Raw genomic sequence first — 19,809 nt, 5'->3', positions numbered from 1 at the left:
TGAGGCGATATCATTGCGCCGTTGGCCGTGACCCCCGTGGCGCGAGCGGCCTGATACCGGGCGGATCGGTACTTCGATGGGATTGTGAATGGTCTTGCTCATGATGGAGTGATGCCACCGAGAGTATGCGCACAGCGCTGCATATCGATCGCAAAAGGCCTTGAAGGACTAATCGTCCGGTTCACCTGCACGAAGACGCAATTTTCGAGCGAAATCTGCAGCCGAGAATTGGATAGCCTAGTCGTCTCGCGTCAATTTGCGACTGGCGGACCACCACTCTCCGGTACCGATGTATCGATGGGTTCTGCGTTGCCGCAAATGCCCGGAGCGCATAAACTCAATGCTATTCAGCGCGCGTAGCTTCACGATTATTCGATGAGGAGGTAGTCATGGGATTTCTCGACGACGTTGGCAGCGCGATCAAAGGCGCAATCGACAAGATTGAAACCGCAGCCATTCCGGCCATGATATCCGAGGCGCTGGCGAAGACCGATTTCGGGGATTTGCAGGGATTGATCGACAAACTGCGATTGGGCGGCCTAAAAGAACAGGTCAACTCATGGCTGAGCAACGGCCGTAACCTGCCAGTCACCGCCCAGCAGATTCACGATGCACTTGGTAACGAGCAGGTCAAGCAGCTTGCCGACAAGTTCGGTGTTCCGCTCGATGCAGTGTCGAAATTTCTGGCCGATCATCTGCCGACGGTGGTCGATCAGGCGAGCCCTGAAGGAAAGATCGAAAGCAACGCATGAGAGGCTTTCTCCAATCGAAGCCCAAGCACTGGGGGCGCACTGACGACTGCGCCCCCAGACAATGGACACGTGTATACGAAGCGACACTTTCGTCGAGATCGTCAAGGTTGCTTACTTGGTGCTGCAGTTCCGCACCAAATATGTGACGACAAGGGCCACCAGGTCTAAGCTTTCGGTCAGCGGGGCCGCCCGAAGATCAGTCCGACAAATGACTTCTGCAGGCACGCCGCCTGTCGTGATTACGGGCATTGCCGGTGCTCGAGGACAAATCTTCCACGATCGATGCGCCTAGCGGCTGATCTCAACGCGTCGCCGCCCAGAACCATTTTTCTCAACGCGCGTTAGAACAACGCTGACAATCAAGCGTAGTCAACGCTGATCGCCATGTATCTGCCGCGAGGAGATTTCAACAGCACTGTCCTGATGCATGTTCCGTCGCCTCGTAAAACATCGAACGCAGGCAGCTTGCATCAACAAGGCGAGCAGCGTTCCACGCCCCGGCGTTGCGCGAGAACAATACGAAGGCGCGGACTGACTCCGGACGACGGGGCGGCTCGGTGTAATGCTGCGAGTCTGGCTCACGATGACGCCGGCAAACGTTGTTCAGCGAGATGATCTCTGTGCCAACATCTTCTGCAGCAGGGTCCGGCGCTCTTTCGTCTCGGCGTCGCTTTCATTTGACATCACGACTGTCGCATCTGCGATTTGGTTGTCAATCGACGCGTAACGGCCCGCGGGTCGCAGCGCGGGCGATCTGGCTCCGCGCGGCGGGGTGCGCAACGAAGGTTACCTGGCTCCGCACGAAGACGGGTAGGGCGCAGTTTTCATCAGGATGCGGCGACCGTCTAAGAAGTGCCGAATTTGAGCGCCCAGCGCTGCCTTGCTACGCGACGCAACAAGGCGCGAATCAGCTAGAGTAATAATGATATTGTTGAGCGGTCGGCGAGCCATGACGAGCGACGAAGTCTATATCCTCGGTTCCAGGTTGACGAGATCCAACGAGATTTGCGAGCTGCTATTGGAGGCTGGTCTCGCGGCCGTCTTCTTCGCGGACGTGCCGGCGCTGATCAGCACCGCGAGAGATCGACAACCTGTCTGCCTGCTCGTGAATCTCACTGTCGCGGACAAGGTCGACTTTAAAGTGCTTCGGATTTTGCAAGAGATTGGATGCGCTGCTCCGATTATCGCCATGTCGAGCCGCGCGTCGATCAGATCCGCAGTGAAGGCCATCAAGTTTGGTGCATTTGATTTCGTGGACAGCTCGATAGATCGTCGTCAATTGGTGGGCAAGATCAAGAGCGCCATTGAAACGCGGGCGCCCCAACAAGTTGTGCCGCGAACATCGTTCAGACAGCTTACAATGCGTGAAAAGCAAGTGCTCGACCTAATTGTGAGCGGGAGCACCAATAAGGAAATTGCCAAGACGATGGAAATTAGTCATCGTACCGTAGAATATCATCGTATGAATATCATGCGTAAGTGTGGAGCAAGAAGCTCCACGCAACTCCTCATTTTGGCTACCGATACCGTAACAGTTGCGGAAGAACGAGTGGCATCGGCATGACGGAACGGGATCGGAGCTTTGTCGGCTTCCGATCAGTAATCCCAGTCTGGTCTTGCTGATCGATCTCGTGAGCGTGCAAATTGAACGTCTGTTCGGTCTCTGGGCCGCTACCTCGTACAAGTCCGAGGTGTCAAATTGACGTAGTCGTCCGTGAAGTTTGCTGGATCGGATTGATTTAGGGGTGGCGGTCGGCTTCGGGGCGGAGCGACAGCATCAACAGCAGGGCACGCAAGAGCCGCTCGAACCAGCGCAGCAGCAGGTGGAAGTTGAAGCCTGCGGCGGCGAGGACGGCGTTGATGCGGTCGCCGTGGCGGCCCTTGAGGTGGTTGCGGCCCATGCGGTGCTCGGCCTTGAGATGACCGATCACCGGTTCGACGGCGGTGCGGCGCTTCATCTCGCGGCGGATGGTCCTGGTGACGCTGCGGACCCGGCCGGAGATCCAGACCTTGAAGCGGTCGGGATAGCTGTGGCCGCGATAGCCCTTGTCGACATGGATGCGCTGGACCTCGACACCGGTCAGATTTTGCAGGTCTGCGATGATCGGCCCGAGCGTGTGGCCGTCGAACGGATTGCCGTGCAGCGCCTTGGCATGCAGCACGAACTGGCCGCCCTTCGGCGCGGTGACCGGGGTCGCGACCGAGACCTTGCAGCCGAACTCGTAGGGTGAGCGCGCCTTGCCCTTGCCGATGCATTCGACCTCCGGGGCGTGCAGCGAATAGACCTTCTGGCCGCGCTGGCGGTGATCCTGTTGCTTCACCCGGACGGCGAGATCGAGCAGCGGCGCGAAGCGATCCTCGCGCGCGGCGTTGCCCTCGATCTTGCGGCGGATGTCGCGGATGATGCGCCCGAGCCGGGTGCGCAGGAATTTGAGTTCGCGGCGGGCGCGCTTGAACTGGTGGGCGTGGGTGTAGCGCCCGACCATGATCGCGGCGCGTTTGGCGACGCGCAGATAGCTCTGGCGCAACGCCACGCCCTCGCGCTTGGCCAGATCGACCAGCTTCTCGATCGCGCGGTGGTTGAGCCGGGCGTCGGTCGGATGAGTGACCGCCTTCTCCTGCACCGTGGTGTCGACCACCACCCGTTCCAAATCCTTGGTCTGCAGCGCGCCCGAGCGATGCGCCACCGAAAGGCTCTCCTGCAGCAGCGCCGCGAGCTGCTCATCGCCCAGCCGCTTGCGCCAGCGGCTCAGCGACGAGCGGTCGAACGGCAGATCGTGCCGGAACACGACCTCGCCGCAGAAGAACTGGAAATACGGGTTCTCCACCCAGCGCGCGCACAAGACCTCGTCGGACAGATCGTGCATGTGCTTGAGGATCAACAGCCCGGCGATCAGTCGCGTCGGCAACGGCGGCTGCCCAGGACCCGTGCGATAGCCGGCGCCGAAGCGCCTCTCCACAAACGCCCAGTCGATCTCCGCGGCCAGCCGCACCAGCGGATGGGTGAGATCGATGATCTGCTCCAGCGCCGGCCGAAACAACTCCACCTGACGATCGTCGCGCGGCTTGCTCACCTATCCCTCCCGACAGACGAACCCGCCACCAAAGGAATCACAAACCGGCCCAATCGAGAATCCCAAAACGCAAGAAAACCGCGGTCGTCCCGCGGCTTCCTGCAAAAGCGAATACTTGCCCACGATCGATCAGTCAGAAAAATCAGCGGCTCCCGAATTGTTCACGGGCGACTACGTAACATTGGAAGCCGTCGACCATCCTGTTGGCACGGAGCGAAGCGCTGCCTAGTCCGTGGTGCATCGAGACCGCGCTGTTGATGGATGCGCTTTCCAGGCGGTCGTTACGTTCAATGGGCTAACGCCGCAGTAAACGAATCAAGCGAAGCAAGCTACCGATAAGATCAGCCGAGAAATTGAAAGCCTGAACAGCATTTCAGGCGACGTTGTCAGCGCTCTGTCTGTCATCAAGCAAGCGATCAACAACGTCAGCGAATATGTCACTTCGACTGCTGCCGCGATCGAGGAGCAGAGTACAGTAACGAACGAGATGTCCACCAGCATGCAACGCGCGGCCGCAGAAGCGGCGGCGATCGCAGGGCGCTAGCTAATCCCCAATTGTCAACACTCCGGATCTCGTATGACTGCTGCCGGAATAGCCGATCGCCGTGCAGGCTCGGCTGACGTTCCGAAGATAGGTGGCTCTCAAACGAACCGGTCAATGTCGCAAAGACCAAGTGCGGGTGGGCTTCTCGTACGAGTGCAGTGTCTCATTTCGGAATCCGTGAACGAGGTCGCTTAACGGTGTCCGAAGGCAGTTCGCCGAAGATATCCCTATACGATCTTGCAAAGTATCCCGGGTTGGTAAAACCACATCGGAATGCAACTCCAGAAATTGTGAGCCCGTCGGCGGCTTCGAGCAAGAGTTGTCGCGCACGATGAAGACGTACCTGTTGAATGAAATGATGCGGCGAGCAACTATGGCGCGCTCGAAACATGCGAAAGATGGTCCTTCCGCTCACACTGGCGACATGTGCCAATTGGTCAATATCGAGCTGCTTGTCCCAGTTGGCATAGATGTAGTCCTCAATTCGTGCCATCTGTCCGGCGCTTCCAAGCGTCGGGGTGCGCTCCAATAGATGATTCTGGTTGTGATTCGTATGTAGTAAGAACCGGAAAATGAGCTCGTGCTCGAATTCGGCTATAGCGTGAGGCGTGAAATGGTCTCCAAACTCATCGAGTTCGATAGCGAACTGGCAGACCGCCTGACGTAAGAGAGCATCTCTTCGGACGTCGTTCCGATTCGGCTGACTCAGCGTAACGGTGGGAGTCGAGTCGAGTCCTGTAAGCGTCTGCAGCTTTCGCGACAGCGCTTCACCGTCCACCCGTAGACTTAGGCACTCGAATCCGCCCTTTCCATATTCGACACTCCAGTCCTCGCAGTCGGGTGGTACGATAAATCTGCGTCGAGTGGCGTACAATCGATACGTTGCCGGCCGATCTGCACCTGAGCAGAATTGCGCAACTGAAACACCCGCCGTGCATATTCCGTCGCACCAAAGTTCACAGTCACCTTGTTGTTGGTTGCGATCCAGATGAGGCCGACCTGGGTCAATCTCACTGCGTTCACACGAAAGACGAAGAGTTCGTCGCTCTTCTCGAAGTCGAATCGCCGCCCACCTGCGTTCGCGATTAGCGATGCCGCGAGTTCGTCAATGTCGGAAGAAACAATTTCGGGGAACCGGCCCAATAGCACAGTCGAATCCGCCTTGCTCGATGTTCGAAACGCATAGTCTTCAAGTCCCGATATACCGGATCGGCACCGAAATCCGAAACCAAATCAATTGCGGTCTTGTTTCTGCTGGCAGATGAGATCTCTAAGCATCGGATAAGGAGCCAAAATCGAACGGAACGGCCACAACCATTAGTTGATAAGGTGGCCTCCAGATTTCGGTGCTTTTCCGATTGGCTCGAGGTGCCGTCCTAGCTGCCAATTCACCGTATGCGTGTGGTCCACGTTCAACGGGAAAGTGTTGTTCGAGTGTTGTTCGCTTGCGAATTTGATTCGGACAGAGGTTCCGGGAGAGTCTTCAAAGAAGAATTTCTGTTGAGGCCTTGTCCAACGGTAGAATTGGGATGTCCATGGGAGAATGAGGTGAGGCGCCGAAGCGGGACAGCAGTCGGTCGTGAAGGTGGATGAAAGGTGACATTATGGACATTTCGCGCCAAGCCTGACCTGTCAGATCACTGTCGTTTGGTGCGACGTCGTCGGGACTGGTGTTGAGCACAGGTGTTCAGATCGAGAGGTCTATGTCAGGCTTGCAACGATGAGCATTAGTTCACTGATTTGGGAGAAAACCATGGTCGTGATCCAGAATGTCTGTTCTCGATGCAGCCGCAATAGGAACTTCAATGGCCGTTGGCGCATCGCGAGTGGCTACGATGTACACGAGTATGTCTGTCCAGACTGCGATGGCAGGATGAATGTCGTTGTGAGGTCCAACCCAAACGGAAGTGCGATCAGTACGGACGGAAGGCGGCTGAGGGGAATTCAGGCCCTGAGTGATGGCGGCGACAAAGGGTAGTATCGGGCATCGCGTCATTTGCTCGCATTGGATAGCGCCCTTCAGTTTGGATGGCTGCTCCTCGGGCATTAGTCAAATAGGGCACGCGCTGCCCGAGGGCGTAGCGGACGATATCCGGGCTGCTGAATTGTCGGCGCAGACAACGGGAGTCCGAGCTCCCAAGTGCAGAATTAGTCCAGGAAACGTCAGCCGTGGCTGCGAAGCGGTGGGCCTCTGCCGGCAATAATGTTCCGAAATCTATCCTGACGCCGAGACCCGTTTGAGGCGGCAACCCCCAATCTTGCGCGCGCTGCAGCGTCGCTGCGAATCACGATGCCCAGCCCCTCAGGCTGTATGACTGCGTGCCGCAGGAAATGGGAGACCCAATCTGCGCTGGATGGCATCTCCAGTTGCGGTATTTGTGTGTTTGGTACGTGCTAGTGTCTGTGGATTGCGACATCGTGTAACCACAGTGCCATATGCATGCATGCCAGGTAGAGAATAAGTAGTTAGAAAGGATCACGTTAGTACGATTGTGTCTCTGTCGAGACAGGCGGTCGCCAGACGAGCAATTAGGTTGTTTTTCGTGGATCCATATGTCGACGTCGGGCCCCATCAAATCGAGCGACCTATCAACCAAGGAGAGCCTCGCGCGATCCGGAGAGCGTAGAGCGATGTGTCTGTTGGGTTGGCTGCTATAAGAACGGCCATGTGAGCACGGTATCCAAGGTACGGAGGAAGTATGGGGTTGATCATCGAGTTTCCTACGAAACGAAGTGTGTCCACGGAATGGATCGTGTCGTCCGTCGAACGCGTTTCAATGGAAGGAAATGCGCTCGCCGAGGTGAGTGCAAGTTGCCAAGAAGTGGCCGGCCGGCTGCGACACGAATTGGATCAAATGGCCCTCCTGATTCCGACCATCGAGGATGCGCGTATAAGGGGCCATTTGAGCGCGAGCATCAACGCTAATCGAGATCGGCTTGCAATCGCCGCGAAGCAGTTGAACCACCAGACAAAGACTCTTCGTCATCTGCTCTCGAAGATCAACGAGCGCGAGGAGGGATAGGAGCGCACGAGGTCTCCGATCGAGCGCCCTCGATCGTGTGCTGCGATCGCTGTCGGTCGGGCATTAGAAGCGGCAATCTGCCGAAATTGCAACCATAGCCGAGGGGCCACTTAGGAGTGGAGTAGACAACATGCGTAGCCTCAATCGAATCGGGATCAAGCTCGGCTTTGCGGGAGTGATCGGCATTATGCTAGCGGTCGGGATGATCGCCAATCAGGCGGCCACCGAGCCTAAGGTGCGCGAAGCGAACCGACACGCGGACGACGAAGCCCAGATCTCGGAAAACGCTCTGATCGCGGAATCGGAAATGCGAAACATGCAGCTTGCTGTGCGTGGCGTTCGGTTGGCACGCTCGACGAAGGATTTTGATAAGCGACGCAGCCAGTTTCGGGATGCCAAGGCCGCGCAGGCGAAATTGCTGGAGGTATCGATCGCTCTCTCGGCATCGCCAGAAGAAAAGCGGATGTACGGTGAAATCACGAGACTTACGGACGAATATGCCGTCGGCGCAGACGAACAGGCCCAGCAGCAGAAGAAGATGCTCGAACTCAACGAGAAACGCGCCACATTAGCGACCGATTGGGATAGGAAGGCCGACGCGCTTATCGCGGCAACCGGCAACGGCGGCGGCACCGCCAATCTGGATCGTGGCGGATACTGAGTGCTGCCGGTGTGCCGCGTCCCAGTCCGACGCTTAACGCGCGTGAAAGAAGTATCGCGTATTGAGTTCAGTCGGCAACGAGTAGCGTCACCTGCCCCTGAGGTAGTTCGAACATTGCCAATCTGGTGCATATTCCGTTCACTCGGTGATCGCCTAGTTTCAGTCCAGCAGTCCGTTCTCGCTCATAGCGGCGGTCTGCAGCGATGGAGGCGCGCGATAGTCGATCCTTCCGAGTTCATGCGCGTCTCCGGCCTTGCGCAACAGCGAACCGATAGCTCAGACTATGTACGCGGCCAGCAGCTCAACGCGATGCTGCGATTCACCCCCGTGATGATGGTCGCCAATGTCGTCAACGCGGCGGTCTCCGCACACATCGTCAGCACCAAGGCCGGCGCGCTGGCCGTTCTGGTGTGGCTGTCGCTGGTGGTGCTCGCGGCCGGATTTGCGATCCGGTCGTGGATCGATGCGCAACGACGCCCGGGTCGGGGCGCCGCGTCGCCGCGGGCGATCCGGCGGGCGACCTGGCACGGAGCGGGTCTCGGTCTGTTGTGGGGCGCGTTGCCGGCTCTGTGGTTCGCGGAGCTGACGGGCGGAGGTCAGCTTCTCGTCGCGACGCTGGTCACCGGCATGATCTGTTGCGGCGCCTTCGCGCTCGCCACCGTTCCGAGCGCGGCGAACGGCTACGTCGTGTGCCTGACGGCGGGCGGCCTCGCCGGCGTGCTGGGGGCGGACCTCGAACATGCCATCCCGCTCGTCGTGCTGCTGTTGGCGTATTCCGTTGCCGTTTGCTACGCGGCGGTGGGAACCGCGCGCCTCTACGTCGACAAGGTGACGTCCGAGGCCGAACTGACTGAACGCGGCGAGGTGATCCAGCTTCTGCTCAGCGAATTTCAACAGAACGCCTCGGACTGGCTGTTCGAGCTCGATGCCGAGCAGCGCTTTCAGGACGTCTCGCCGCGCCTTGCCGAAATCGTCGGCCTGTCCGAAGACGATCTGCTCAAGCGGCCGTTCGCGGACTGGCTCTCCGCCGCGTCGAAGCGATCCTTCGCGGCGACGTGTGAAGCTGGCGTCGCGTTCAAGGGCTTGCTGGTCGAGGTGGTTCTCGACGACGGCACCCGGCGCTGGTGGTCGATCTCGGCCAGCCCGATCGTGCAACGGGGGCGGCGGGCGTCGGGATGGCGCTGCGTGGGCTCGGATGTGTCCGATGCGAAGACCGCAAAGGATCGAGTGATCTGGCTCGCCACCACCGACGCTTTGACCGGCCTGCCGAACCGGACCACCTTCCGCGACGCGGCGGCGTCCGCGCTGTCGCCGACGGCGCTCGCCGTCGCGGTGCTGGATCTCGACGGCTTCAAGGGCGTCAACGATTCACTCGGGCACGCCGCGGGCGACCAACTGCTCGTCGCGGTCGCCAGACGGCTCAAGACGTTCGAGAGCGCGTCGATCGGAGTCGGCCGGCTCGGCGGCGACGAGTTCGGATTGTTCTTCGAGAGTATGGGCCAAAGCGAGGTGGTGTCGACCTTGCGGGCGATCGGTTCGGCGATCGCGCAGCCATTCGCGCTCGATGCGGCGAGCGTCGTGATCGGAACGACCGCCGGCGTCGCCTTCCGAACCGATCTTCAGGAGAACGTCGACCGCTTGCTGAACGAGGCCGATACCGCGCTCTACGCCGCCAAGCACGGGTCCAAAGGCTCGGTGGCGGTGTTCGATGCCGCGATGGACCAGGCGCAGCAGGAGCGGCGCGAGTTCGCCGAGGATTTGCGCCGAGCGCTGGCTGCGAACGAGCTCTGGCTAGCGTTTCAGCCGGTGGTCGACATCGCGACGTCGCGCGTCGTGTATTTCGAAGCCTTGCTGCGCTGGACGCATCCGACCAAGGGGCTGGTGCCGCCAGATCGCTTCATCGCCGTCGCCGAGACCACCGGCCTGATCGCCGAAATCGGAAAATGGGTGCTGAAAACGGCGACGCGGATTGCGGCGACCTGGCCGGACGACATCGGCGTCGCGGTCAACCTGTCGCCGGTGCAATTGGGTGACGAGCGGCTCGACGAAATGGTGTTCGGCGCGCTCGCAAAGAGCGGCCTCGATGCTCACCGGCTCGAACTGGAATTGACCGAAGCAGTGTTTATCCGCCACGGCGAACGGGCGCGGTCGTTCATCGAGAAGATGAATGCGGTGGGCGTTCGTATCGCGCTCGACGATTTCGGGACCGGCTTCAGTTCGCTCGGCTATCTCACCCGGCTGCCGGTTCACAAACTGAAGATCGACCGCTCGTTCGTCTCCGGCCAGACCGCGCTGAAGGAGCGCAACGCAGTGATCTCGGCCGTCATTAGCATGGCGCGGGCGTTGTCGATGGAGACCACCGCGGAAGGTATCGAGAACGAAGCCGAACTGGCGTGGATTCGCGGACTGGGGTGCAATCAGGGCCAGGGCTATTACTTCGCAAAGCCGCTGCGCGCCGAAGACGTCCAGCCGTTTCTCGATCGCCGCAGCCGCCGCCGTGCACGTAAGGCGCGGATCAGCGAACCTTTGGCCTGCTGACGTCACGGTATCCGCATCACCCGCAAGAGGGTGTCGCGGTCGCCGAGCGCGGGGGAGATTTTACGGCTTGTCCAAACAGAAGACCACCTCGACGATCGAGCGGGCGTCGTCGATCCCGGATGCGCCGCGGTCACCGAGCATGCTGTGCCCAGATTGTGCCCCAGTCCTCTCGGGGCACTCCGCAAGGGAAGTAAAGTCCCAACCCTTTTAAATATTGATAAAAATGGTGGGCGCACAAGGGATCGAACCTTGGACCTCTCCCGTGTGAAGATCACGCTCACCAGCGTCGAATTCGATCTCCTGCTCGGGTTCTGCCGCAACCCCGGAAAGGTGATGTCGCGCGAGCAACTCATCGCGCTTGTGCATGGGGGAATGGCTGGGTCGATTGAGCGCAGCATCGACGTCCATATCAGCCGCATCCGACCGAAACTGGAGCCTGACCCATCCGATCGCTCCATGATCAAGATGGTGCGGTTGGGAGGATATGTGTTCACGCCGTCAGTTGAGGAACATCGATGAAATTGGCGCAGCGGCTTATGCCACGAAGCATCACGAGCCAGATCACGTTTATCGTAGCTGTTTCCGTCCTGCTCGCGGTCGCGCTGCTGGCATCGGTGCTCATCCTTTTCATCGGCCCGCCGGCCAACGACAATCGGGCGGCGATCGCACGGATTGCAGAAATCTCGCGACTTGCCCGCAATGCGAGCACACCATCGGAGCGGGACGCGATCATTTCAACAGCGCAGCGCCTCGATCCGCAGATCAGGCGCGTCGCAATCGGCGAGCTTGTGCCGATCAAAGACAATAACGGGTCGCTTGTACCGTGGCTCGTTGAGCGCGCGTTGACGAACCAACCCGACGTTGAGTTGATTGCGGACCTTCGCGATCCTAACGGACCAGAATCGCAGGTCGTTATGCGATTGGCTGGTTCCGAGGCTATGGTGTTCGAGTTGAGAGTTGACTCGCCGCTGTGGCGCATGTTGCTCGCGCCCGCTGCTCTGATGGCAACGATCATCGTGGTTTCGACCGTGTTGCTATCCTTGTATGCGGTCCGCTGGGTGGTGACTCCGCTGGCCAAAGTTGCCGATGCCGCAGCCTCGTTCGGCCAAACGTCCCTGGCCTCAGAGGCGCTGGCTAGAAGAGGTCCGCAAGAAATCATCCAAGTCACGGATGCGCTCAACGACATGCGCACCCGTATCCGCGACTGATCGACGACCGTACGCGCATGCTGGCCGCGATCAGCCACGATCTGCGAACGCCTCTGACGAGGCGTCGGCTACGAACGGAGCGGGTTGCAGATTCGGATTTGCAGGCCGCGATGCTGACCGACATCACGACAATTAGTCGAATGATGGATGAGACCCTGGATTATCTGCGGGACGACGCCCAGTCAGAGACGGTTACCCGAATCGATTTGCCCAGCTTTCTGAAGACTATCTGCTTTGATTTAGCCGACATGGGTCACGACGTGGCCTACGTCGGCCCCGGTCGCCTCTCATACGAGTGCCGTCCACGCGCGTTGTCTCGCGCCATCACGAACATCGTTGGGAACGCGGTGAAATTTGCTGGAAAGGTTTCGGTAGCGCTCGCGGAAGACGAGACCGGCCAAATTGAGATCGAAATTGCGGAAAATGGTCCCGGTATTCCCGAGTCTATCCGCGATCGCGTGTTCGATCCATTCTTTAAGGCCGACAATGCCCGCACCTCGATCAATAAGGGGTTCGGTTTGGGCTTATCTATCGCGCGAGAAGTCGTCCAGCGGCACGGAGGTGCGATCGAATTGAATTCGAACGACCCGACAGGGCTTCGAGTTGTGATGACTATGCCGGCCGTAGGCGCGGTCTCGTCAAAGTCCTCGAAACGGCAGTGCGCGTGATCAAGCCAAAGGGCTGCGCCGAAGCGTCCAACCCAACCGAAGTGACCGGATATCGTTCACTCCGCAAGATTGGTCGAGCATCGACGGCGCGTCACTTCTACAACGTCGACTCTACCTATTTGGAAAAGTTGCAGACATCATCGCTTGCGGCGCGGGGGGATTGCGGGGAGCTTGAGTGGCGAGACGCCATTGTTGCGCAATGTCGTGGCGATCGCGGTGACGCGTGCTCATCACTCTGTTGATTGTAGCGCGAAGGCACGTCCAATGCCTCCGTTGCCGCCGACTGGTTGGCGGTTGTGTTCGTGACCATATCGAACCCGAAGATAGCCGGGACCTTCTCACTCTTGATAGGTTGCCGGCCGGTAGGAAAGCCAATGGCGCCATGAGCGCAGCGGCGGCAGTCGGCAGCCACGAGGGTTCAGTCTATGGGCCTGCCAAATCGTCAGGACCGAGATATGCGATGTCGATTTTACTGACGTCCTGCGCGACCTGTGCGCGAAGGAGTCCGGCTCGAAGCGGATAAAGTGCTGCCTGGACGGTGCCAAGGGGCGTGCCGTCGGTCGAGAGCACTCGTGGCTGACCCGCCCAGTTGTGAACCTGAACTGCCGTGCCAGGCGGAGGGGGGGCGCCCAGCCATGCGACATTCGCCCAATAGCGTCGATCAGCCCAGATGCGTTTCTCGGCTGGCGTGAAGCTCTGGGCGAACTCCGCCCATATCGGCTTTGTCTCCAGCGTCGGCCAGTCAGGCAGCGCGCTCCAGGCAGCGACAGGCTCGGAGTTGAGCCATTGTCGCAACTCCTGACCCGTCGTGAACGTCGCGCCAGTGTCGGTCACCGCCTTGATCGCTGCCAGCCGCGAATTGAAGCCCGCCTGGATGAGGATGGACGCGGAACGGTTCAGGGTGCCGGTCTCGACGGCCGGCACCGCGAGACCAAGTTCGTGATCTTCCAACGGCAGGTCGAATACGCCGACCGTGTCACCATTGGCGGCGGCGCGGACGCGGATCGCCTCCATCGCCCAGGGTAGCCGGTAGACCAGACCGCCTTCGACGAACTGTAGGGTTTCCGATGGCTGAGCCCCGCCCAGCGCCGCCAGCCGCTGCCCGAGCAGCCACGCGCGCAGGATGTCGCGCCAATTCGCCGGTAGTGGGTCGGGTGTGAAGGGATAGAACGCGAAGACCCGCTCGGCGAGGCCGGCAATCGCGGTGATCGCTGCTTCGGCGTCTCCCTCGAGGATTGCGCCATTGGCCTGAATGAGAAGCAGGTTGGCGTCGGCAGCGATGGCGTCGAGGGCATGGCCCGTCGTGAGGCCAACGCCGGCCAGGAAATAGCCGCGCCGCCGGGCAGCCGTCGACTGGCTCCAGATCAGCCGGCTGCGGGACACGAGACCGGCCTTGAGCAACTGCTGGACGTGAGCATCCTGACGCTGCAGGCGCCGGTGCCACAGGGACGATTGGAGGATGTCGTCCAGGGCGGCCTCGATCTCTTCGTCGGGAATGTCATTCTCGCCGATGAGGCTGAGGATGGTGGTGTCGAGCGTCGCGACGTGCCGTTCCCAGTCGGCGAGAGCGCGCTCGCGGTCTTCCGGCTTTTCGTTGGCGATCTCGGGGAAGGTCCAAGCGGCGGCGTTGTTGACGACATATTCAACGAGCTGATTGAGGTCTCCGCCGATGCGCGCGCGCATCCGCGTCAGCAGCACCGCGACCAAACGGACCAGACCGCTTTCCATCTCGCGCGCGCCAAGGTCGGTGATGAGCGCTTCCCAATTCCGCCGCTTCTTGGGGATGTCGTCGAACATGGGAAAGAGGACGATGCCCTCGACGTCGACATAAGCTCGTCCCGCCCGGCCGATGACGTTCTTGAACTCGCTGATCTCGATCCGCTCGCCGGCGCGATGTAGGGAGTACATGACGACGGCGGTGGCCGACAGGTTGAGGCCTTGGGCCAGCGTCGGCGAGGAGATGGTGACCTTGAGGACGTTCTCGCGCAGCAAACGCTCCACCTCCTTGCGATAGGCGGTCGGCAGGGCGCCATGGTGAAGGGCGACGCCGAGACGCAGGCATTTGAGGATCGCGTTGTCGGCGCCCAGCCATTCCTCGCCGAGCGCGATGGCAGTCCTGAGGACGTTCGGATCAGCATCGAGCAGCGAGCGCAGGGCGCCGCGCTCGTGCAGATCGACGATGACATCGGCGAACGGCTCGACGCTGCGCCGCTCGGGGCAGAAGACGAGGACGGTCTGGCCGTCGTCGACAAGCCGCCAAGCGGTCGCGAGACAGAGTTCGCGCTGGTCGTCTGGAAACAGGCGGGTGCGGCGGCGCTTCGGCGGAATCCAATTGGGCGGGGCGGCGCCGGTGAGGAAGCGCTGAACCCACGGCCGCTCCTCGCCGACTCTCAGATCGAGCCGGGCGGTTGGCGACCCCCACACCACCTCACCAAAGCGCAGCCGGGTCGGCCGCCAGTCATTCTTGATCAGCCCGCCCGGATGATCGCGGCGCAGCCAGGCGGCGAAGTCATCGAGCTGGTCGCCATCGGGCAGAATGGCCGATAGGCAGACGATCCGGCGCTGCTGGGCATCGGCGCGGCGAAGGAGTCGCTGGATTTGCGCCTCGTAGCGGACCTCACGTTCGTTGAGGCCGATCATGTGCCCTTCGTCGAAGACGAGCAGGCCGACATCGTCGAGCAGCGACGGATCGTTGCGAAGCGCGAAGTCGAGCTTCTCCGGCGTCGCGACGACGATGTCGCGCTCACGGATCGCGTCCTCGTCGAAGCCGCTGACGCCGATGCTGCCATAGAGCGCCGAGATGGTCTTGCCGAGCGGGCCGAAGGTTCGCTGCAGCGTGGTTTCGGTCTGAGCCGAAAGCGCTCGTAGCGGCGTGACGAACACCACCCGCTCGCCGCCCGCGAGGCAGCGCAGGATGCAGAGTTCGGCAATGCGCGTCTTGCCGGCGCTCGTCGGCAGTGACACGACCAGGTCATCGGACTGGTCGACGGCGCGGGCGGCTGCCTCGGTCTGCGACGGCCAGAGGTCGATCTCCGCTTTCGCGCGACGCTGCAGCAACGCGATGAACAGTTCGCGCAACCGCTGCCAGTCGGCCGCCAATCCGCCTGCAGGCTGAAGCGGGACCCTTTCATGGAAGGTGCTCGACCATAGATCCGACAGAAGGTGGATCGCGACACGGTGCGCCCACCATTGGGGCAGCATGTTCATCTCGCCGCAAATCGCGAGGCTCACGCGAAGCCGTTCCAGCGCCTGATCGACAAACGCCTGCTCGCCGCGATCGAGGGCGACTAGGTAAAGCGACATGGCGGCCATGAAGGCGTCGGTGAGTGCCGTATCCAGGCCGTCAAAAAGGAAGTCGTCGCCACCGGCCTCCGGCGGTGCGGCCACGCCCTCGGCTTGGTCGAGCCGAGCCTGGATGTCGGCAGCGATCCGGGCGTCGCTGCCTTGGCCGGAGACCCGGTAGTTGAGAACGCTGCTGCGCAAGACGCCGAAATTGCGACGCATCAACTGAGCTAGCACGCGCTCGATCGGAGAGAAATTCTCATCCGCCTCGACGATGGCGAGGAGGGAATAGGCGCGCGCGGACAGGTGAGCGAGATGATAGGCGGCCGCCGCCATGACGAAATGGAAATCGCGATCGATCTCCTGGCGATTGCCCTTGGCCATCACCGCCTCAAGGGCGGTGGCGGCCTGCTCGAAGGCCGTGCGGGCCTGGGTGGGATCGCCGCCAAGCTCGCGAAGGCGAAGGCCCAGGCCGAGCAGGGAATAGGCGTAGCTATGCAGGTCGTAGCTGAGCTGCGGCGCGAACGCCGGTGCGTCGGCCGGAAGCGCACCATCGCGCCAGATGATGGCGCGGGCCTGCCCGCGTGCGATCAGCCGGCCGCGAAAGCCGGCGGTTGCCGCTTCGGCGATATCCGCGGCAATGGCCTCAGGGGTTGTTGGCATCGGCGATCACTCGATCGTAGACTGCGCCGATAAAGGCGCCATGGCCATCCACGCGAAGCCCGATACCCCATTGATTGATGGGGCCAGGATAGGCCTGAAGGGAGGCGGCCAAGAGCGCCTCCGGGGCGTTGCCAGAGAATGTGAAGAGCAGATGCCGGACGCTCTGCGGCGGGATTCCGTGCTTGAGGAGCGCGTCGTCGATCGCATCGGCCAGCGGCAGATTGTCGAGCTCAAGCAGGCGTGCCGAGATGAAGTGCAGGGCGTGTGCCGAGGGCAGCCCGCCATCCTTATCCAGCCCCGCGCGGGCTTCGGTCAGCACCTGCGCTGTCAAGGCGGCGCGACTCTTCGCCTCCGTCTTGAGGAACTGGAGGCGTTGCGACTGCGGGTCTTGCAGGATGCCGATCACGTCGTCGCCCCGCATCGCCATGTTGCGATGGTCTTTCCAGCGCAGCCGCTTGATCGGCGCGCGGTAGCCGCCGCTATGGGCGTCGATCCACTCCGTCGCGTAGATCTCGCCGAGATCGCCAGACCGGATCTGCTTGGTGGTCGGGAGCTTGCTCTCGATCAGCGCGGCGGCCGCAGGCTTGCCGAGCCGGGCGAGTGCGCGCGCCACCTGTTCTTCCGAGGCGTAGTGCCCGGGCACGATGGCCGCCGTCGCCTGAATGCCGACCGCAAGATTTGCGGCCTGGCCCGTCATCACTCGACGGTGATGATTGCCCACCCGCTGGTCGACCGAAATGCACCAATCATTGAATTGCGCCACCCTCGTTCCTCCCGGTCACTGAGGAAAGAGGTCGCGGACGCGAATGAACGGCGCGCCGGTTTCAGCGGCGCGGCGGACCTTGCGTTCAAGAACCTGATTGAGCGGGAGTTCACGGTCGAGCATCTCATAGAGGTCGAGGCCGTCCATGCAGATGACGCTCTTGCCGCGTCCGAAGGCGGCGAGGCCGTCCTCGGTGAAGCCGCTGTTGCTGACGAAGAGACCACAGGTCCAGGCCGCCTTCTGCTCGATCTTGCCGTGGAAGGTGTGCAGCTCGGCGACGCCGATCGGCTGGCCGTGCCATTTGGCTTCGAGCAGGTAGATCTCGCTTCCGAGCTGGAAGCTGCCGTCGATCTGCGCGCCGCGCAACCGGAAGGGCTCCCGCGCTGCCAATCCGAAGGTGTCGAATAGTCGTTCGAAGAATCCCTCGAACGCATAGCCGTGCGCATGCGGCGTCAAGGCCGTGACCTGCAGCAAGTCCGCTTTGATCTTCGCGATCGCCGCGCGGTCGACGGGAACAGACTGGGGGCTTACCGAAGGGCGCGACGGTACACCACCACCCGATAGGCGGTTGATCAGGCCCTGGTAGCGTGTCTCGGCATTGGCGACGGGGTCGGCGCCGCCGGAGCGGGCCAGATACTCGCTGCGATGCTCCCAGAGCGCTTCCAGGGCGCGAATAGCGGTCGCGTCATCGCAGGTCTGGAGGAAATAGCGGAGGCGCTTGCCCTTCGATCCGCCGTTGGCCGCGTATTTCGGATCGTCGATGTTCACCTTGAGTACGGAGGCGAAGAAGTCCGAAAAACTGGTGTCGGAAAAATCCAGCACGAAGCCCGGGCCCCGGACGAAGTCGACGAGGTCGTCAATGAGACGCAGGTCAATGGATCGAATCGAATTGATAGATCTTCCTCCCCAGCGGACAGCCTTGAGTTAGCTGTTGATCGTTTCTTCAAGGGCGGCAATTTTCGCCAATATGTCGTCGAACGATGGCGGTGTCTGGTCAAACATCATTGGCGCCATCGCCCGGTAATCCGCCTTCAGGTCTTTGACGCGCGCGTCGTCCGGCGTCAGCCGGATCGTGCCTGGCTGAGCCGTATCATAGCTGGCCCAGCTCGAGCGGAAAAAGGTCGCTTTGTGATGCGCGACCTGCGCCAGCAGATCGAGGTCGGCAACGGCAGCTCGGCCCTCATCCGTGTCGAGGAGCATGGCGAGGTCGTAGTAGTGCCGAGAGAAATACTGCGGCGTCGGTGATTGCGCCGGGCGATGCGCCTCCGCATGGAGCGCGGTCGCCTTCTCCCAGAAGGTGCGCCGCGCTGACAGCACGGTCACGCTGGTGTCGGGATCGGCGAAGAAGTCCGGATAGTCGTGGGCCGCGTAGGGACTGATTACCTTTTCTTCGATCGGCCAGGGGGCGCCGCGCGCGCCGAGTTCGAATTTTACCCGCGGGGTGATGTAGGCCATGCCTTCGTATTCGGCGGCAGGTAGCGCAGTCGGATAGTGGAAGTTGACCGTTTGGGCGTCGGCAGCGTCTATCTCCAACGACCACTCGCCGTTGGTCGGTTCGCCGAGCTGCTCGACGATCGCGGCGCGGAGCGCCGGGAGAAGTTTCTCGGCGATGTGTCGCTCGACGTCGCCGACCAGGTCGTCGATAAGCCGGGCCGCCTGCTTCCTGCTGATCCCTTCCTTTTCGGGATCGCGCTCGCCGGTATATCCGAGTTCTGCCCGGTCGAACGATAGGTCGATGTCCTCGGAGAAGCGGCGGATGGCATTGAACGCCTTGGAGAGCGACGTGCCGCCCTTGAAGACGAGGGTGGCCGTGGCGCCCTTCGGGAGACCGAACAGGCGCCTTAGGCTCCAGCAGAGCCAAAAGTCCTTTTCGATGATCGTGTCGGCGACGCCCCGGCCGGCGCCGGTCTCCCCGAAGAGAGCCGCGCGATCGTCGGCAGGGAGACGGGCGACGTCATCCATCGATATCGGCCACCGCTGCGTTGGCGATCGAAACAAGCGTGGGCCGCATCCAGGCAGGCGCTTGAAGAGCGGTTGAGGCCAACGTCTTCTTGTCGCTGGCCGAAAGCTGGCGCGCCGCGACCTGCGCGACGTCAGCCGCCCGAACGGGGCCGACATGGCGAAGCGCCTGAACCACCGTTCCGGCAGGGCTGCCGGGCGCGATTAGATGCTTGGGCGAGGCGTGGCGAAGATCCACGACGCGGTTTCCCAGCACGACGCGCCGTGACGGGCCATCGGTCAGGTAAGTGCTTTGGGCCGGGACCTGCGCCGAAAGGCCGAGCGCGTTCGCTGCCCGTGCGCCGGCGATCTGCACCTGGGAGCCGGTCTCCCGGGCAAGAGCGTGTGCGACATCGTCCGGCGCAGGGGACAGTGCCCCGAGCTTCGGGTGCAGCTTGGGGAAGTCGTAGAGCCCACGCGCAAGCCGGCGGAGCTGTCCGCCCTTCACCAGCCGGGAGAGGGCCTGATCGACTGACGGGCGAGCGGCAACCGTGAGGAAGTCGCTGGGCGTGAAGACGCTGCCGCGTCCGCTGGCGCGGACGCGCTTCATGACCCGGTCAGGAACAGAGGCGGCTACCGTCTTCATGCGTCAGAAAATAATGCATCTTTTTCTGACATGCAAGGGCGTGCACGAG

At 61.4% G+C, this 19,809-nt stretch carries 15 protein-coding genes and 2 pseudogenes; 9 read left to right on the top strand and 8 right to left on the bottom strand.

The genetic code is table 11. The features are described 5' to 3' along the window. Positions 1-389: 389 nt before the first annotated feature. Together BJ122_RS11690 and BJ122_RS11685 are read left to right on the top strand one after the other, a co-directional pair. Complete coding sequence (locus BJ122_RS11690; RefSeq protein WP_013502957.1) at positions 390-752, top strand: YidB family protein; 363 nt, start codon at positions 390-392, stop codon at positions 750-752. Between the two features lie 949 nt (positions 753-1,701). Next, entirely contained in the window at positions 1,702-2,316 is a 615-nt protein-coding gene (locus BJ122_RS11685; RefSeq protein WP_181418943.1) for a response regulator transcription factor, read from the top strand. Between the two features lie 175 nt (positions 2,317-2,491). Here BJ122_RS11685 and BJ122_RS11680 read toward each other — a convergent pair whose 3' ends face one another. After that, on the bottom strand, positions 2,492-3,826 hold the full coding sequence (locus tag BJ122_RS11680) for an IS5 family transposase (protein WP_013502955.1): 1,335 nt from the start codon (positions 3,824-3,826) through the stop codon (positions 2,492-2,494). Positions 3,827-4,139: 313 nt separating this feature from the next. On the opposite strand from BJ122_RS11680, the pseudogene BJ122_RS19620 reads away from it, so the two are divergent. Further along, positions 4,140-4,370: pseudogene (locus BJ122_RS19620) on the top strand (histidine kinase); the annotation flags it as partial. A 163-nt stretch (positions 4,371-4,533) separates the two neighbouring features. Here BJ122_RS19620 and BJ122_RS11670 read toward each other — a convergent pair. Continuing rightward, positions 4,534-5,148, bottom strand: coding sequence for a helix-turn-helix domain-containing protein (locus tag BJ122_RS11670; RefSeq protein ID WP_110781194.1), 615 nt, complete (start codon positions 5,146-5,148; stop codon positions 4,534-4,536). Between the two features lie 8 nt (positions 5,149-5,156). Further along, a complete protein-coding gene (locus tag BJ122_RS19460; RefSeq protein WP_210205451.1) occupies positions 5,157-5,519 on the bottom strand; it encodes a hypothetical protein in 363 nt (120 codons plus the stop codon). Positions 5,520-7,069: 1,550 nt separating this feature from the next. Between BJ122_RS19460 and BJ122_RS11660 the strand changes: the two genes are divergently transcribed. From BJ122_RS11660 to BJ122_RS11635, 6 genes and pseudogenes are all read left to right on the top strand, one after another. Beyond that, the gene (locus tag BJ122_RS11660) at positions 7,070-7,393 is read left to right on the top strand and encodes a hypothetical protein (protein WP_110781192.1); all 324 of its coding nucleotides are present in this window, start codon (positions 7,070-7,072) and stop codon (positions 7,391-7,393) included. 130 nt (positions 7,394-7,523) lie between these two features. Continuing rightward, complete coding sequence (locus tag BJ122_RS11655; RefSeq protein WP_110781191.1) at positions 7,524-8,054, top strand: hypothetical protein; 531 nt, start codon at positions 7,524-7,526, stop codon at positions 8,052-8,054. Positions 8,055-8,363: 309 nt separating this feature from the next. Then, complete coding sequence (locus BJ122_RS11650) at positions 8,364-10,592, top strand: putative bifunctional diguanylate cyclase/phosphodiesterase (protein WP_181418942.1); 2,229 nt, start codon at positions 8,364-8,366, stop codon at positions 10,590-10,592. 243 nt (positions 10,593-10,835) lie between these two features. Further along, positions 10,836-11,111: pseudogene (locus tag BJ122_RS19615) on the top strand (winged helix-turn-helix domain-containing protein); the annotation flags it as partial. Further along, positions 11,108-11,800 (top strand): HAMP domain-containing protein, encoded by a 693-nt coding sequence (locus BJ122_RS11640; protein WP_110781188.1) that lies wholly within the window; start codon positions 11,108-11,110, stop codon positions 11,798-11,800. The pseudogene BJ122_RS19615 and the gene BJ122_RS11640, both read left to right, overlap by 4 nt. A gap of 17 nt (positions 11,801-11,817) precedes the next feature. Further along, positions 11,818-12,468 (top strand): sensor histidine kinase, encoded by a 651-nt coding sequence (locus BJ122_RS11635; RefSeq protein ID WP_110781187.1) that lies wholly within the window; start codon positions 11,818-11,820, stop codon positions 12,466-12,468. Between the two features lie 423 nt (positions 12,469-12,891). On the opposite strand, the gene BJ122_RS11630 is transcribed toward BJ122_RS11635, so the two are convergent. The 5 genes from BJ122_RS11630 to BJ122_RS11610 all read right to left on the bottom strand — a co-directional run bounded on the left by BJ122_RS11630 (position 12,892) and on the right by BJ122_RS11610 (position 19,760). Continuing rightward, positions 12,892-16,413, bottom strand: a complete 3,522-nt coding sequence (locus tag BJ122_RS11630; RefSeq protein WP_110781186.1) for a DEAD/DEAH box helicase — start codon at positions 16,411-16,413, stop codon at positions 12,892-12,894. Then, positions 16,397-17,176, bottom strand: a complete 780-nt coding sequence (locus tag BJ122_RS11625; RefSeq protein WP_110781185.1) for a Hachiman antiphage defense system protein HamA — start codon at positions 17,174-17,176, stop codon at positions 16,397-16,399. The genes BJ122_RS11630 and BJ122_RS11625 overlap by 17 nt, the downstream gene beginning before the upstream one ends. A 15-nt stretch (positions 17,177-17,191) precedes the next feature. Then, the gene (locus BJ122_RS11620) at positions 17,192-17,998 is read right to left on the bottom strand and encodes a restriction endonuclease (protein WP_110781184.1); all 807 of its coding nucleotides are present in this window, start codon (positions 17,996-17,998) and stop codon (positions 17,192-17,194) included. A 102-nt stretch (positions 17,999-18,100) separates the two neighbouring features. Then, positions 18,101-19,138 carry a nucleotidyl transferase AbiEii/AbiGii toxin family protein gene (locus BJ122_RS11615; RefSeq protein ID WP_110781183.1) on the bottom strand — a complete coding sequence of 346 codons (1,038 nt, stop codon included), beginning with the start codon at positions 19,136-19,138 and terminating at the stop codon, positions 18,101-18,103. After that, complete coding sequence (locus tag BJ122_RS11610; RefSeq protein WP_245407706.1) at positions 19,131-19,760, bottom strand: DUF6088 family protein; 630 nt, start codon at positions 19,758-19,760, stop codon at positions 19,131-19,133. Before BJ122_RS11610 ends, BJ122_RS11615 begins: the two co-directional genes overlap by 8 nt. Between the last annotated feature and the right edge of the window lie 49 nt (positions 19,761-19,809).

The organism is Rhodopseudomonas faecalis, assembly GCF_003217325.1.
Classification (GTDB): Bacteria; Pseudomonadota; Alphaproteobacteria; order Rhizobiales; family Xanthobacteraceae; genus Rhodopseudomonas; species Rhodopseudomonas faecalis.
This window is presented reverse-complemented; position numbering and strand designations above follow the sequence as displayed.

Bases quoted from the DNA above. Each gene is read 5' to 3' on its own strand.
- BJ122_RS11690 (WP_013502957.1), top strand. From the start codon at position 390: ATGGGATTTCTCGACGACGTTGGCAGCGCGATCAAAGGCGCAATCGAC.
- BJ122_RS11685 (WP_181418943.1), top strand. From the start codon at position 1,702: ATGACGAGCGACGAAGTCTATATCCTCGGTTCCAGGTTGACGAGATCC.
- BJ122_RS11660 (WP_110781192.1), top strand. From the start codon at position 7,070: ATGGGGTTGATCATCGAGTTTCCTACGAAACGAAGTGTGTCCACGGAA.
- BJ122_RS11655 (WP_110781191.1), top strand. From the start codon at position 7,524: ATGCGTAGCCTCAATCGAATCGGGATCAAGCTCGGCTTTGCGGGAGTG.
- BJ122_RS11650 (WP_181418942.1), top strand. From the start codon at position 8,364: ATGCTGCGATTCACCCCCGTGATGATGGTCGCCAATGTCGTCAACGCG.
- BJ122_RS11640 (WP_110781188.1), top strand. From the start codon at position 11,108: ATGAAATTGGCGCAGCGGCTTATGCCACGAAGCATCACGAGCCAGATC.
- BJ122_RS11635 (WP_110781187.1), top strand. From the start codon at position 11,818: ATGCTGGCCGCGATCAGCCACGATCTGCGAACGCCTCTGACGAGGCGT.
- BJ122_RS11630 (WP_110781186.1), bottom strand. From the start codon at position 16,413: ATGCCAACAACCCCTGAGGCCATTGCCGCGGATATCGCCGAAGCGGCA.
- BJ122_RS11615 (WP_110781183.1), bottom strand. From the start codon at position 19,138: ATGGATGACGTCGCCCGTCTCCCTGCCGACGATCGCGCGGCTCTCTTC.
- BJ122_RS11610 (WP_245407706.1), bottom strand. From the start codon at position 19,760: ATGAAGACGGTAGCCGCCTCTGTTCCTGACCGGGTCATGAAGCGCGTC.